We start from the raw sequence: 14271 nt of genomic DNA on the forward strand, positions 1-14271 counted from the left end.
CACGCACCCTGATGCCGCGGCATGGCGCGGACGGGCAGCAGCTGACAAGAACGCCATGAACCGAACCGGCCTTTCGCGAGCGTAAACGGGCGGCCGCCGATAACCCGGTACATTTGTCGGGTGCCGATAACAAGTGAACCCATCGTCTGGATCGACTGTGAGATGACGGGCCTGGATCCCGTCGCCGATGCCCTGATTGAGGTGGCGGTCATAGTCACCGATTCCGAGCTGAACATGCTCGGCGAGGGCGTCGACGTCGTCATTGCACCGCCTCCCGGCGCACTGGAGTCCATGGGCGACTTCGTGCGCACCATGCATACCGCGTCCGGCCTGTTGGAAGAGCTGCCGTCCGGAGTCACCATGCAGGAAGCCCAGGACCGCGTCCTGGAGTACATCACTGCGCACGTTCCGGAACCGCGGCGCGCTCAACTGGGGGGCAACTCGGTTGGGACGGACCGGGTCTTCCTCGCCCGCGACATGCCCCAGGTGGTTGAACACCTCCACTACCGGGTGGTAGACGTTTCGACCATCAAGGAGTTGGCTCGCCGCTGGTATCCACGGGCCTACTTCCAGTCCCCGGAGAAGCGCGGCAACCACAGGGCTCTGGGCGACATCAGGGATTCGATCCGGGAACTGCAGTATTACCGCAGCACCATCTTCGTTCCAGTTCCCGGACCCGATTCGGAGACCAGCCGGACAGCAGCGCGGGATCTGCTCCCCGAAAGCTGAGGGTCACCGGTCACGGACCCTGAGCGCCGGGGGCTTGCAAAAAGTGGACTGAAAAGTGTGTAGAATTGTCTGCGCTGCCTCGTTCAGCCCCAGCAAGCCCGCCTCCGAGCGGTCCGCGCACGGGTTGCTTATTCGAGTCGCATGGTGGGTATAGCTCAGTTGGCAGAGCGCCTGGTTGTGGTCCAGGAGGTCGCGGGTTCAAACCCCGTTACTCACCCCATTTGGCCCGTCGGCACTAGCCGCAGGCTTCGGTGGCCGTCCTGGAATCCCGGGGCGGCCATTGGCATTTCTCACTTCGTTCAGAGGTTTGCGGAACGAAGATCAGCAGAAGGGAAGACCATATGAAACGGGCGTTGTTCGAGGAGGACCACGAACTGTTCCGCGACGTGGCGCAGGAGTTCAACGCCCGCGAGATCGCCCCGCACTACACCCAGTGGGACCGGGAACGCATCATGCCGCGCAGCATGTGGATCGCCGCAGGGCAACAGGGACTTCTGGGGCTGGCTGTGCCTGAGGAATTTGGCGGGGCAGGCATGCCCGATTACCGCTTCCGCGTGATCCTCGACGAAGAGTTTGCCCGCGCCAACCACCTCGGTGCGGGGCTGGCCCTGCACCTGCACGACGACATGGTCCTTCCTCACCTGCTTGCGTACGGCTCGGACGAGCTCAAGCAGCAGTGGCTGCCCGGTATGGTCACCGGGGAGAAGGTTACTTCCGTAGCGTGGACCGAGCCTGGCGCCGGCAGCGACCTGCGGGGAGTACGGACCAAGGCCGTGCGCGACGGCGAAGACTGGCTGATCAGCGGACAGAAGACTTTTATTGGAAACGGAATCAGCTCAGACGCGTCGTTGGTCCTGGCCCGCACGGACGGCTCCACCGGTCGCGGCGGCAGGGATTCCTTCTCGCTGTTCATGGTGGAGAAGGGACCGGGATACGAGACCGGCAAGCAGTTGGACAAGATGGGCCTGAAGGCCTCCGATACGTCCGAGCTTTTCTTCGACAGCGTGCGCGTTCCGGAATCGAACCTCGTGGGCCAGGCAGGGCAGGGGCTGCGGTACGTGGCCGAACAGTTGCCGCAGGGGCGCCTGGCCATCGCCGTCGCATCCTCGGCCGTGGCGCGGACCATGTACGAGGCGACCGTGCACTACACGAAGGAACGCAACGCCTTCGGCGAGCGAATCATCGACTTCCAGAACACACGGTTCGAACTCGCGGACATCCTGACCGAGGTCGAGGTCCTGGAAACCTATGTCGATCGGGCCGTCGTGACGTTCAATGAAGGTCAGCTTGATGCCGTCAGCGCCGCCCGGGTGAAACTATGGGCCAGCGAACGGGTGAAGTTGATCACGGATCGCTGCCTCCAACTGCACGGTGGGTACGGCTATATCCTCGAATACCCGATCGCACAGGCGTTCCTCGCTGTCCGTCTCCTGAGCATTTTCGGCGGTACGAGTGAGATCATGCGCGAAACCGTCGGCCGTCATATCGCCCGCTAGTCACCGGAGCAAGGAAGAGTCCCCTATGCCTGTCCGTCCCATCACCATCGCCGGCGAACCCGTGCTGCATCAGCGGGCCGTCGACGTCGAACAATTTGACGATGAGCTGCGCTCCCTCATTTCAGACATGTACGAGACGATGGACGAGGCTAATGGTGTTGGTCTCGCCGCACCGCAGATCGGGGTGGGCCTGCGCATCTTCGTCTACGGCATGGCGAACGACGACGACGTTCCCGCTCGTGGGGTCCTGGTCAATCCCACACTGGTCTCCACGAAGGTTTCCGGCGCCGAGCCGGACGAGGAAGAGTCGGAGGGATGCCTCTCCTTCCCGGGAGAGTCCTTTCCGCTGAAGCGTGCAGAGTGGGTGAAGGTCAACGGGTTCGACGGCGAGGGCAACCCGGTGGAGTTCGAGGCAACCGGATGGTTTGCGCGCGTCATGCAGCACGAGTTCGATCACCTGAACGGCACGCTCTATGTTGACCGGTTGAATGCACAGTACTCGCGGAAGGCGAGGAAAGCCGCCAAGGTCAACGGGTGGGGTCAGCCTGGATTGACCTGGATGCCGGGCGTCGATCCGGACCCGTTCGGCCACTAGTCAGCCGGCAGCGGCTCGCGGGCGAGGTCTTCGAGGCGATCCACCGAACGCAGCGACCCGAAGAGCGCCACAATCGGTGCTGTTGCAGCCAGCAGGACACCCACCAGCACGGCTGATGTTATGCCGAACACTTCGGCAAGGACTCCGCCGAGGATACTGGCGACGCCGAGCATGCCCCAACTGACCATCCTCGTTGCAGCTCCCAGCCGTCCCATCATCGCCGGCGGACAGACACGCTGACGAAAGCTTGTGCCAACGACGATGTTCAGCGCTATCGATACGCCCATAACAAACATCCCGACCAGTCCGATCACCATTCCCGGACCCGGAGTCATGATGAGCAGCGACGCGTACCCCAGTACGCCAGGGACCATTGACCACCGCCACACCGGTCCGGAACCCAATCGGTCGGTGAGCCGTTTGGCGCTGAGCCCGCCCACAGCCCCTCCCACTGAGGTTGCAGCCATCAGCAGGCCGAGCCAGATCTCCGACTCCTGCAGCACCCGAACAACCAACAGCACCATCAGTGAGGCGACCATGCTGCCGCCGAGGTTCCATAGCGCTGCGTTGAAGAGGATTGCCCGAAGCGGCGCCGTGCTGAAGGTGTACCGCAGCCCGTCCACCATCTCCGCGAAGATGCGCCGCTCCCCCGCAGCGATGGGCTTCTCCTCAATGCGCAAGGACGAGATTGCCGCCAGTGAGGCGAACGACGCCCCCACCTGCACAAGAAGTGTGTTGGAGGCTCCCATCACTACAGCGAGCCACCCCGCGATGCCCCTTCCCGCGGCATCCGCGGAGGCGCCGGACGCCGTGATGATGCCGTTTCCCTCCACCAGCTCGTCCCCGGAGAGCGCCTGCTGCACCAACGCCTGATCCGCCAGGCTGAAGAAGACCGATGACAACCCGGCTATGAATGCAACAACGAACAGGTGGGTGACCGTAAGCATTCCGAACCAGTAGGCAACAGGCAGCGTCGCAAGTGACATTATCCGTGCCACAAGGGACCAGACAATGACAGGCTTGCGCTTCCAGCGGTCAACCCATACTCCAATGGGCAGCCCGAAGAGCAGCCAGGGCAGGAATGCCATGCCGGCGAGGGCGGCCACCGCAAAGTCGCTGGCGGCGAGCTCCACCGCGGCGATGATGGGCAGGGCTACAGCTGCAACGGCAGTGCCGAACACGCCGACCGTGGCCGATAACCACAGGGCCCTGAAGTTCGGATTGCGACGCACCAGGGAGCCTCTGGGTGCAGTCGTCTCGGCCATTCACTTAGCGTAATGGAACGTCTCTGGTGATAAGCCCGGTTGTGGATGACCTGTGGGGAACGGGACATTCACTCTTGACGAAACACCGCGACCGATGGACCATGCCGAGCCGGCGGAACAAAACCTGCGGGAAGTGGATGGGTTGGCCGATACGCCGGGTTCTGTCCTGCGGATCCGTGAGGACCTGCAGTGGCGGCCATCCATCTACGAACGCCGTTGCCGACGCCCTCCAGCGGCCTACCCGGACACTCGGGCGGGCAGCCCTCGATCGTGCCCTGTCTGGCCTTGCTCCGGGTGGGGTTTACCTAGCCGCTCCGGTCACCCGGTGCGCTGGTGGTCTCTTACACCACCGTTTCACCCTTACCCCGTCTGGACGAACCAGCGGGGCGGTCTATTTTCTGTGGCACTTGCCTGCGGGTTACCCCGAGTGGGCGTTACCCACCACCCTGCCGTGCGGAGCCCGGACGTTCCTCGGGAGAAGCACGAAGAGCGCTTCCCACGCGGCCGCCTGGCCAACCCATCCACACCGATTCTACGTGCCGGAGGAAGCACGGTGTGCGGCGGGCATGGTCTGTGCATGCGGGACTTCGCTGATCACTTCGAGGGTAAAGTGTTGAGGTGCTTATTCTGCTTCCGCCCTCTGAAGGAAAAACGGCTGCAGTCAAAGGGCGCCGGCTCGATTTGGCTTCGCTGGCCTTTCCCGGGTTGACTGATGCCCGATCGGAAGTGCTGGCCGCACTCGCAAAGGCCAGCGCTCACCATGACGCACACGCTGTTCTCGGAGTGGGAGATTCGCTGGCGGAGGAAGTGCGCCGCAACACCGAACTGCACGAAACTCCCGCCGCCCCGGCACATGCGATATACTCCGGAGTGCTGTACGACGCCCTGGGATACCGCAGCATGACGCCCACGCAAAAGCGCAAGGCCGATGCCGCCGTCGTCGTCGTTTCAGCACTGTGGGGTGCGGTCGGGTTCGCCGATCCCCTGCCGGCCTACCGGCTCTCGATGTCGGTGGAACTGCCCGACACGGGCAGGTTGGCACCCTTCTGGCGGCAGCGGCTGGCCGCCGTCCTCGATGATCGCGCCGGCGATTCGCTCATCGTTGACTGCCGCTCAAGCACTTACGCCACGGTGTGGTCCGGAGTGCCGGAGCGAACGGTCGCTGTGAATGTGTTCCAGGAACGGAACGGAGTCCGAACGGTTGTTTCCCATTTCGCCAAGCACACCCGCGGCGAACTGGCTCGTCATCTGTTGACCCGCAGGGGAAAGCAGCCGGCGACAGCCGGGCAATTACTCCGGGCGGCATCGGAACGGTGGAGCTGCGAACTCGTGCCCGCGACCGGCAGGAAGGCGGCTCAGCTGAACGTCGTCCTCGCAGATGCCTGACTGAGTATGCCTCCTGCGAGGCTTTCAGGCGCCCGCGCCTGCAACGAGTTCAACCTCGAACCCCTCGTCGTTCTCGAGGTAGGCCGCGTAATGCTCCTGCCCACCTGCGTGGGGGTGCCGGTCGCCGAACAACAGGGTCCATCCGTGGCTTGCAGCCCGACGCGCAAGCAGGTCCACCTGCGCGCGCGTACCGGCGTGGAAGGCGAGATGGTTGACGCCCTGCCGACGGCGTTCGTGTGGGCCGGGCAGAACATCCGGGCCGGCCTCCAACACAAGGTAGGTACCGTTGCCTTCCCAGCTCGCGCCGTTCTCCCAGCTGTCCTTGGGAAGGAATCCCAGCCGCTCGAACAACCATCCCATACTGCTGCGCGCGTCATCCAAATCCTGAACCCAAAGCTCAACATGGTGCAGCATCCCCGTAGCTGCCGGGGCAGCATCGACGGCGCCATCCTCACTCGGCTTCGCAAGTCCCTTGGGGCCCGGGGATGTCTTAGGCTCCCACTCAACCCCTGCCATTCCTGCATCCATGGCTTCGTTGGAGAGCCTGTCCGCGTCCTTGTTTCTCTCGCGGGGAATCCACTCATACCGGACGCGGCGGGAATCCACGATGCGACGGGCCTGGGCTGCGAGCTTCTGCATGTCCGCATGCTTGATCTTCCAGCGTCCGCTCATCTGCTCGACGACAAGCTTCGAGTCCAGCTTGACGAGGATCCGGGAGTCCGGGTCAATTTCCTTCGCTAATTCGAGGCCCGCGAGAAGCCCTGAGTATTCCGCGACGTTGTTGGAGGCAATTCCGATGTAGCCGGCCTTCTCCACGAGGATGGCCCCGGTCTTCGGATCGCGGACCAGAGCCCCGTAGCCCGCATGCCCGGGATTCCCCCGGGACCCGCCGTCAGCTTCGACGATCAACAGATCTCGGGCCGATTTTGCAGGGTTCTCCTCCATAGCGGTGGACGATGCGTCGTCGAACAGTGTTCCAGCGGAGTCGTGCACCCTCAGCTTCCCCACTCAGCCGAACGCACGAGGATGCACCCGGAGTCCGGGCAGAACACGACGTCGTCCGCCGCGGCGCGGGAGATGTCGGCGAGATCACCGGGGCTGAGCTCCATGCCCGATCCCTCGGACCGGCCATGGAAGAGCCGGGCGGCACCGACCCCGCGCTTGGCCAGGGTCTTTTCGTAGATTGCGAGAAGGGCCGGCTCGAAGGAAGCGGCAAGCTGATTCCGTGTTGCTTGAACCTCTGCGCGCTCGGCGTCAATCCGGGCCAGTTCCTCGTCCCGTGCGCCCTCCAGTTCGCCGAGCCGGCTCTGGAGCGATTCCGACCTCTTCCGGGCATCATCCCGTGCTGCCTTCGCCGTTTCGACCCGCTCCATCACCTCGAGTTCGATATCCTCGAGATCCGAGCGGCGCCGGGTGAGGGATGTGACCTCGCTCTGCAGCGCTGTGAGGTCCTTGGACGTACCGGATCCGCTGTTCAAACGCTGCTCATCGCGCTCCAGCCTCGTGACAACTGCCTGAACGTCATCTTCGGCGCGCGTGAGATCCCGCTCAGCGTCGCCGAGGTTCGTGGCTGCGGTCACCAGTTCGGACTCAGCTCCGGCTACCTGGGCGGACAGCGCGACCAACTCAGGATTAGCACTGACGACGGCCGCCTGCCGCTGCAACTGATTGAGTTTCGAATCACTGGCCTGCAGGTCAAGAAGCCGTAGTTGTTCCGCCTGAGGTGCTTTTGCCACTGATGGTCCTCCGCCGTCGCCGAATTTCGTTGTCCGTCTACCTTATGGCACGCGCTGGAGGACGAGGCACGTCGAACGGCTTCATTGCCAGCTAGCTTCCACCCGGCGTGAGTACGAAATCCCAAGGGTCTGAATTGACCGTACTGACCCGGACATCAGCGGTGAACCCCTGGTCGGACAGGACATTGGACAGCGCGTTCGCCGCGGGGGTCAGCCAGAGCCATTCACTCCCGAAATGGGAGACATCGATGAGGTACGGGCGGCCGTTCACTGCTGCTTCCCGCGCTTCAAGCGCGGGGTGATGCCGCAGGTCCGCCGTGACGTAGACATCCGCCTGGCTCGCACGCACCTGGTCGAACAGGTTGTCCCCCGCCCCACCACAGACCGCCACCCGCCGGACAAGACCGTGACGATCACCGGCCACCCGCATCCCGCCGGCTACGGCGGGCAGCAGACCGAAGACGAGTTCCGCGAATTCTCCCAGCGATGTCACCTCCGCCAGATCGCCGACCCGGCCGATACCTTCTTCGGGCAGCCCGTCCGCTGAGCCCGCGAGCGGCTCCACGTCATTCAGACCGAATGCGTCCGCAAGGACGTCGGAGACGCCGCCAACCGCGCTGTCCCCGTTAGTGTGCACAGTGACCAGAGCACAGCCGGCCTCGATGAGACCGTGCACGGCGGCACCTTTCGCATGGGTGGCCGCGACCGAATTCACGGGCTTCAGCATGAGCGGGTGATGCGCGACGATGAGGTCCGCGCCCAAGTCACGGGCATCGGCGATCACCGCTTCCGACGGGTCCACAGCAAAGACAATCGTCGACACCTCCCGATCCGGACGACCCACCACGAGGCCGACCGCGTCCCATCCCTCCGCCAGGGATTCAGGCCACAGTTCTTCGATCGCGAGCAGGACGTCGCCGACCGTAGGCATCGATGCACCCGCCTCGTCCACAGCCGGGGCGTGTTGTTCATCAGCTTCCATAGCCCTAGTTCTACCAGCTTCCAAAAGCTCAGTCCGGTTCCTGGGACAACTCGCTGTGGTCCGGTTCTGCCCGCCGGGAATCATCGCGTTGGTCGAAGCATTGTTAACACCATGATGACTTTCGTGCTGGGCGGGGGCTGCTTTTGGTGCCTCGATGCCGTTTACCAAAAAACCCAGGGTGTAACGGAGGTGGTGTCGGGCTATACCGGCGGCCACGACCCCGCCCCGAACTACGATTCTGTGTGTTCCGGTATCACCGGCCACGCCGAGGTCGTTGCAGTCACCTTCGATGAGACGGTCGTACCCGTCGAAGTGATTCTCGGGATCTTCTTTGCTTCCCACGACCCGACCACACTCAACCGTCAGGGTTACGACGTCGGCACTCAGTACCGCTCATCGATGTTCTACCAGGATGCCCAGCAGAAGGAGCTGTTTGAGCGTGCCATCGAGCGGCATCAGGAGGACTGGGCACACCCAATCGTGACCGAAGTGGTGCGCCTTCCGCGCTTCTACGTGGCGGAGGAGTATCACCAGAACTTCTACGCCAAACACCCGGAGCAGGGATACTGCCAGGTGATTATCAATCCGAAGCTTGCCAAGGCACGGAAATATTACGCTGAATGGCTCACCGCATAGTTCTGCTTCTGGCCGCTGGCTAGGCTGAGCACAGTTTTGCTTCACTCCCTACCTACCCTAGACAGGAATCTCATGGCACCGATTTACGACGACGTCACCCAGTTGGTAGGCCGCACTCCGCTGGTGCGCCTGAACCGCCTGACCGAGGGACTGGATGCGGAGGTGGCGGTCAAGCTTGAGTTCTATAACCCCGCCAACAGCGTCAAGGACCGCATCGGCGTCGCAATCATCGACGCTGCTGAAAAGGCGGGCGCGCTCAAGCCGGGCGGCACGATCGTCGAGGGTACTTCGGGTAACACAGGCATCGCGCTGGCCATGGTGGGTGCTGCCCGCGGCTACAAGGTTGTCCTCACGATGCCGGAGACCATGTCCACCGAGCGCCGGGTGATGCTGCGGGCCTATGGTGCTGAGATCGTTCTGACGCCTGGCTCGGAAGGTATGCGCGGAGCTGTCGATCGCGCCAAGGAAATCGTCGCCGCGAGCGACAATGCCATTTGGGCGCGCCAGTTTGCGAATGAAGCGAATCCTGCGATTCACCGTGAAACCACTGCCGAGGAAGTGTGGAATGACACCGATGGCAAGGTGGACATCTTCGTCGCCGGCGTCGGGACCGGAGGCACCGTGACCGGCGTCGGGCAGGTGCTCAAGGAACGGAAGCCGGGCGTGCAGATCGTGGCCGTGGAACCGGCTGACTCCGCAATCCTCAACGGCGGCGCTCCAGGTCCCCACAAGATCCAGGGGCTCGGCGCCAACTTCGTTCCCGAGATCCTCGATACCTCCGTTTACGACGAAGTGATGGACGCCAGCGTCGAAGATTCCGTACGCGTGGCGCGGGCGTTGGGCACCCAGGAAGGCATTCTCGGCGGCATCTCCTCCGGAGCCATTGTCTGGGCCGCCCTGGAGCTGGCCAAGCGTCCGGAGAACGCAGGTAAGCTCATTGTTGCCATTGTCTGCGATTTCGGAGAGCGCTACATTTCCACCGTGCTCTTCGACGACATCCGCGGTTAGTCATTCCTTCAACAGAGAGTGGTCTGTGAGCTTCCTAGCGAGAATGCGAGAAGACCTCGAGGCCGCCCGCGCGCATGATCCGGCAGCCCGCGGGGACGTCGAGAACGGCATCGTCTACTCAGGGCTGCACGCCATCTGGGTACACCGGCTGACGCACCGTATGTGGCAGGTTCCCCCGCTGAGGTTTCCCGCCCGGATCCTTGCCCAGACGGCCCGGTTCCTTACGGGCATCGAGATACACCCGCAGGCCACGATCGGCCGACGGTTCTTCATAGACCACGGCATGGGTGTGGTCATCGGCGGCACCGCTGAAATCGGCGACGACGTCATGATGTATCAGGGGGTGACCCTCGGCGGGCGCTCCCTGGAAAAGGTCAAGCGGCACCCAACCATCGGCGACCGCGTCACGATCGGAGCCGGCGCCAAGGTCCTCGGCCCAATCACCATCGGCGCGGGTAGCGCGGTCGGTGCCAACGCCGTCGTCGTGAAGGACACGCCGCCGGACTCGATCATCACAGGCATCCCCGCTACCTTCCGGCACCGCGACTCCGCACGGGAGACATTGCCTGCGGTGGATCCCGCCGAGTACATCGACCCGGCCCTGTACATCTAGCTGGAACTGCAGAGAACACAAGAAAGCGCCTCGGCGGATTGCTCCGCCGAGGCGCTTTTTCTTCGTTCAGGTGTCTAGTGCGTGTCGACTGCTTCGACTTCTGAGCGGTCTTCGCCCCAGAGAGTGTGGAATGTGCCCTCAGCATCCACGCGGTTATAGGTGTGGGCCCCGAAGAGATCCCGAAGGCCCTGGGTGAGTGCGGCAGGCAGTCGCTTGCGGCGGAGCCCGTCGTAGTAGGCCAGTGATGAGGAAAAGACCGGAACCGGGATGCCCAGCTGGACGGCTGTTGCAACGACACGGCGCCATGCGGGAACCGCCCCGGCAATGGACTCGGCGAACGCCGGAGCCAGGAGCAGGTTGGCCGGCCTTGCATCTCCCGCGTAGGCCTTCATGATGTCGTCGAGCAGCTCGGCACGAATGATGCAACCGGCCCTCCATAGTGAAGCGATCTCGTCGAGCTTGAGGTCCCAGCCGTACTCCGTTGCAGCCGCTGTCAGCATGTCGATGCCCTGCGCGTAACTCACCAACTTCGACGCGTACAGCGCGAGACGGACGTCTTCGACGAAACCCTCGGGCAGTTCAACTGTGCCTTCGTGTCCCTCAAGAATGCCCTGTGCAAGCTCACGCTGGCCCCGCTGTGAGGAAAGGCCGCGCGCAAATACGGATTCCGCGATGCCCGAGGTGGGGCTGCCGAGTTCAAGTGCCGAAACGACAGTCCAGCGGCCGGTACCCTTCTGTCCTGCCGAATCGACGACGACGTCGACGAACGGCTTGCCGGTGCGATCGTCGGTGTGAGCGAGGACTTCGGCCGTGATCTCGATCAGGAACGACGAGAGTGTTCCGGTGTTCCATTCGGTGAAGATCTTCGCCTGGTCAGCAGGCTCGATCCCGGCAGCAGTGCGAAGAACATCGTAGGCCTCGCCAATAACCTGCATGTCGGCATACTCGATGCCGTTGTGCACCATCTTCACGAAGTGTCCGGCGCCGTCCGTGCCGATCCACCGGCAGCATGCCTCGCCGTTGTACTTGGCTGAGATTTTCTCCAGCATAGGACCAAGGGAGTCATAGGACTCACGTGAGCCACCGGGCATGATGGAGGGGCCGAGCAGCGCTCCCTCCTCGCCGCCGGAGACACCGACGCCAACGAAGTGAAGATTCTTCTCAGCAAGCGCCGCTTCCCGGCGGCGCGTGTCTTCGTAGTGCGAGTTGCCGGCATCAATAATGATGTCCCCCGCTTCCAGCAGCGGTTCGAGCTGCTCGATGACGGAGTCCACGGGAGCGCCCGCCTTCACCATGATGAGCACCCGGCGTGGCTTCTCCAGCGAGTCAACGAGTTCCTGGAGGGACTCCGTCCGAATGAAATCGCCCTCGCCACCGTGCTTCTCAAGCAGGGCGTCGGTCTTCTCAACTGATCGGTTGTGAAGGGCTACGGTGTACCCGTTCCGTGCGAGGTTTCGGGCCAGGTTTGCTCCCATGACGGCAAGGCCGGTCACGCCGATTTGTGCACTCATCAAGTCTCCATCTGCAGGTTGCCCCCATGGTCAGGGGCACATCACTTAGCGACGCCCCTGTGCGCCTTGGCCCTCCCACCCTATTACCGGGGTCACGTCCGAAGCCAGACGACGCCTGCGGGCTGAGGTAATCCGTCGAAACATTCGCAACCGGAGGCGTGGATCGGAAAGATGCGCGCACCGTTACCGAATTGATATCTTCGATAGAATGTCTGCTATCTCAGAACTAACCTCCGCGAAGGCTCCGGCGAAAAGAGGCGCGCCCAGCTTCCGGCCGGACATCCAGGGGTTGCGTGCGGTGGCCGTACTGGCTGTGGTCCTCTATCACGCCGGAGTTTCCGTTCTGCCGGGCGGCTACGCTGGCGTCGACGTCTTCTTTGTCATCTCCGGATTCCTGATCACCAGCCATCTGGTGGCGATGTTACGCACCGATGGCACGGTCCACTTTGCGCAGTTCTACTCGCGGCGTATCCGCAGGATTCTTCCGGCAGCCTTGACAGTACTGATCCTGACGGCGGTGGCGTCGCTGTTATTCGTGCCCCGGGTCGATATACCCGGGGCGTTGCACGATGCCGCTGCGACAGCCCTCTACGTACCTAACCTGCTCTTCGCTGTTCAGGGAACGGATTACCTGGCGGAAACCTCTCCCTCGCCATTCCAGCATTACTGGTCTCTCGGCATCGAGGAGCAGTTCTACCTCCTCTGGCCGCTGGTACTGCTGGGAGCTTTCCTGCTCGCCAGGAGGGTGGGGAAACGGTTCCATGTCGTTCTGATTGTGGCGGTTGTTGCGTCGTTCATCTGCAGTCTGGCGCTCCTCGGGGTTTACCCTGCCTGGGCATTCTTCTCACTGCCAAGCAGGGCCTGGGAGTTGGGCGCAGGCGCTCTCGCAGCGTGCGCTCTGCACAGCGCCACCCGCAAACCTCCGGTATGGGCGGAGCGGCTTCTCGTGTGGGGCGGCCTCGCCGGCATTCTCGCAAGTTTCGTGCTCCTGACATCGTCGACAGCCTTTCCAGGGGTGGCAGCACTGCTTCCGGTCCTTTCGACCACCGCTGTTGTGGTGGGAGGAATTGGCGGCCTCCACCCGCCGGTGCTTACCAACCGGCCGATGCAGGCGCTCGGTCGCTGGTCCTACTCGATCTATCTTGTGCACTGGCCCCTGCTGACGATTCCCCAACTCGCTGTCGGGGTTGAGAATGAGCTGCCGCTTCCCCTCACTCTCGCGCTCGGCGTACTCAGTGTGCCGCTTGCTGCCGTTCTTCATCGATTCGTGGAGGATCCTTTCCGCCGTCCGAAGGTCACCGGGGTTGACGGCCCGGCCACACCGCATACGGCATCCCACCGCGGGATTCCGGCGATTGCGTTGGCAACGGCGAGTTCGCTTGCGATCGCGGGTTCGGCGTATGGCATGGGGGTGCATATTGACCGTGTGCCTATCACCGCGAGCGAACCTGCGCAGCGGGAAGCCGGCACGCCCTACCCGACAGGCACCACCTTCGTACCGTCCAACGTCACTCCGTTGCTTGAGGACGCTTCCACAAGCGCGCCGCCCACCAACGGGGACGGTTGCCATGCGCAGGCGGAGCAGACCCAACTGCAGAAACAATGCATCTATGGAGCTTCCGAGGCCTCCGGGGACGTTGTACTTTTCGGGGATTCCCACGCCGAGCAATGGTTCGCCGGCGTGGAACTGCTGGCGCAGGACTCTTCGCTGCGACTGCACACGTTCACCAAGTCTTCCTGTCCGTCGGTGTCCATCTCGGTCGAGAATGACGGATCGCCATACACCGCTTGTGACCAATGGCGCGAAAACGCGCTGCGAGAAATCCGTGACCTGGCACCGCGACTCGTTGTCCTCAGTAATTACGGCCGAGTGAGTCCGGTCGACCGATCACAGGACCTCCGCACCCAGTGGGAGCGAGGCCTCAAGGACACCATCGACGCTATGCCGGAAGGAACCGAGGTGGTTGTCCTCGCTGACACCCCGTCGCATGATTCGGCGCCGGCTTCCTGCCTATCGCGCAATGTTGAACAGGCCGACAGCTGCGATGCTGAACGCGGGGATGCTATTGACCCGGTGCGGACGGCATCCGAGCGGAAAGTGGCGGCAGAATCCGGCGCACTCTTTGTGGACCTGAACAAGTACCTGTGCACAGACGATTGTCCCGTGATCATCGGTGACATCCTGGCCTACAGGGACGCGCACCACCTGTCCGCTCCGATGGCGGAAGCTCTTGCACCCCGGCTTGTGGAGGAGCTGCGACGCGTGCTCTGAAGCCAACGCAAAACCCCGCTGGTCAGGCCGGAGAGCCTCGAA

At 63.1% G+C, this 14271-nt stretch carries 13 protein-coding genes, 1 tRNA gene and 1 other RNA gene; 9 read left to right on the plus strand and 6 right to left on the minus strand.

The genetic code is table 11. The features are described 5' to 3' along the window. Positions 1–120: 120 nt before the first annotated feature. From orn to def, 4 genes are all read left to right on the plus strand, one after another. Positions 121–729, plus strand: a complete 609-nt coding sequence (gene orn, locus JOD47_RS17175) for an oligoribonuclease (RefSeq protein ID WP_204536194.1) — start codon at positions 121–123, stop codon at positions 727–729. Positions 730–873: 144 nt separating this feature from the next. Further along, a tRNA-His gene (locus JOD47_RS17180) sits at positions 874–949 on the plus strand. 121 nt (positions 950–1070) lie between these two features. Continuing rightward, positions 1071–2225 carry an acyl-CoA dehydrogenase family protein gene (locus tag JOD47_RS17185; protein WP_204536196.1) on the plus strand — a complete coding sequence of 385 codons (1155 nt, stop codon included), beginning with the start codon at positions 1071–1073 and terminating at the stop codon, positions 2223–2225. Between the two features lie 25 nt (positions 2226–2250). After that, positions 2251–2820: a peptide deformylase gene (gene def / locus JOD47_RS17190; RefSeq protein WP_204536198.1), complete on the plus strand. Its 570-nt coding sequence runs from the start codon at positions 2251–2253 to the stop codon at positions 2818–2820. On the opposite strand, the gene JOD47_RS17195 is transcribed toward def, so the two are convergent. Together JOD47_RS17195 and rnpB are read right to left on the minus strand one after the other, a co-directional pair. After that, a complete protein-coding gene (locus tag JOD47_RS17195) occupies positions 2817–4085 on the minus strand; it encodes an MFS transporter (protein WP_204536200.1) in 1269 nt (422 codons plus the stop codon). The genes def and JOD47_RS17195 overlap by 4 nt on opposite strands. Before the next feature lie 134 nt (positions 4086–4219). Beyond that, an RNA gene (gene rnpB / locus JOD47_RS17200) (RNase P RNA component class A) lies at positions 4220–4605 on the minus strand. Positions 4606–4703: 98 nt separating this feature from the next. Here rnpB and JOD47_RS17205 point away from each other — a divergent pair. Further along, positions 4704–5471 (plus strand): YaaA family protein, encoded by a 768-nt coding sequence (locus JOD47_RS17205; RefSeq protein ID WP_204536202.1) that lies wholly within the window; start codon positions 4704–4706, stop codon positions 5469–5471. 24 nt (positions 5472–5495) lie between these two features. On the opposite strand, the gene JOD47_RS17210 is transcribed toward JOD47_RS17205, so the two are convergent. The 3 genes from JOD47_RS17210 to JOD47_RS17220 all read right to left on the minus strand — a co-directional run bounded on the left by JOD47_RS17210 (position 5496) and on the right by JOD47_RS17220 (position 8189). Then, positions 5496–6464: a reverse transcriptase-like protein gene (locus JOD47_RS17210; RefSeq protein ID WP_307836374.1), complete on the minus strand. Its 969-nt coding sequence runs from the start codon at positions 6462–6464 to the stop codon at positions 5496–5498. A 2-nt stretch (positions 6465–6466) separates the two neighbouring features. Next, the gene (locus JOD47_RS17215) at positions 6467–7207 is read right to left on the minus strand and encodes a zinc ribbon domain-containing protein (protein WP_204536204.1); all 741 of its coding nucleotides are present in this window, start codon (positions 7205–7207) and stop codon (positions 6467–6469) included. A gap of 91 nt (positions 7208–7298) precedes the next feature. Further along, positions 7299–8189: a Nif3-like dinuclear metal center hexameric protein gene (locus JOD47_RS17220; RefSeq protein WP_204536206.1), complete on the minus strand. Its 891-nt coding sequence runs from the start codon at positions 8187–8189 to the stop codon at positions 7299–7301. Between the two features lie 111 nt (positions 8190–8300). Here JOD47_RS17220 and msrA point away from each other — a divergent pair, with 111 nt between their 5' ends. The 3 genes from msrA to epsC all read left to right on the plus strand — a co-directional run bounded on the left by msrA (position 8301) and on the right by epsC (position 10446). Then, positions 8301–8825: a peptide-methionine (S)-S-oxide reductase MsrA gene (msrA, locus tag JOD47_RS17225; protein WP_204536208.1), complete on the plus strand. Its 525-nt coding sequence runs from the start codon at positions 8301–8303 to the stop codon at positions 8823–8825. A gap of 72 nt (positions 8826–8897) precedes the next feature. Then, the gene (cysK, locus tag JOD47_RS17230) at positions 8898–9833 is read left to right on the plus strand and encodes a cysteine synthase A (protein ID WP_204536210.1); all 936 of its coding nucleotides are present in this window, start codon (positions 8898–8900) and stop codon (positions 9831–9833) included. Positions 9834–9858: 25 nt separating this feature from the next. Beyond that, a complete protein-coding gene (gene epsC / locus JOD47_RS17235; protein ID WP_204536212.1) occupies positions 9859–10446 on the plus strand; it encodes a serine O-acetyltransferase EpsC in 588 nt (195 codons plus the stop codon). Positions 10447–10520: 74 nt separating this feature from the next. Here epsC and gnd read toward each other — a convergent pair whose 3' ends face one another. Continuing rightward, positions 10521–11957: an NADP-dependent phosphogluconate dehydrogenase gene (gene gnd / locus JOD47_RS17240; RefSeq protein ID WP_204536214.1), complete on the minus strand. Its 1437-nt coding sequence runs from the start codon at positions 11955–11957 to the stop codon at positions 10521–10523. A 208-nt stretch (positions 11958–12165) separates the two neighbouring features. Between gnd and JOD47_RS17245 the strand changes: the two genes are divergently transcribed. Continuing rightward, entirely contained in the window at positions 12166–14229 is a 2064-nt protein-coding gene (locus tag JOD47_RS17245) for an acyltransferase family protein (protein ID WP_204536216.1), read from the plus strand. Positions 14230–14271 lie beyond the last annotated feature (42 nt).

Origin of the sequence: Arthrobacter tumbae (genome assembly GCF_016907495.1) — a bacterium.
In the GTDB taxonomy this organism is placed as follows: Bacteria; Actinomycetota; Actinomycetes; order Actinomycetales; family Micrococcaceae; genus Arthrobacter_D; species Arthrobacter_D tumbae.